The organism is Streptomyces sp. WM6386, from assembly GCF_000972385.1.
Classification (GTDB): domain Bacteria; phylum Actinomycetota; class Actinomycetes; order Streptomycetales; family Streptomycetaceae; genus Streptomyces.
In genome coordinates, this window is sequence record NZ_JXTE01000568.1 from 1 (window position 1) to 399 (window position 399).

The window sequence follows — 399 nt, forward strand, 5'->3', positions numbered from 1 at the left end:
CGGCGAGCGTCCCCGGGGCGACATCGACTACAACTTCACGGTGCCGATCGAGGGGGGCGACCCGTACGACATAGCCGTGCGGGAAGGCTGGATCGAGAAGACCGACCACCCCGTCGCCCACCTGCTCCCGGAGATCCTCGAGAGCTCCGCCGTCACCTTCTACGGCATCGAGTGCGGAGTCGTCGGCGGCTTCAAAAAGACCTACATCTTCTTCCCCCTGGACGACCTGGGCGACCTTTCGGTGCTCGCCTCGCTCCCGTCCATGCCGAGCAGCCTGGCCGAGCACGCCCGCACCTTCGCGGACATCGGTCTGCAAAAGCGTGTGTCGATCGTGGGGATCGACTACACCAAGAAGACCGTGAACATCTACTTCATGGCCGGGGGACTCGACGAGAAGAC

At 64.2% G+C, this 399-nt stretch carries 1 protein-coding gene; it reads left to right on the forward strand.

Annotated elements, in window-relative coordinates:
* Positions 1-399 (forward strand): aromatic prenyltransferase (locus tag TN53_RS42725; protein ID WP_046264312.1); only part of this gene is annotated, 399 nt, incomplete at both ends.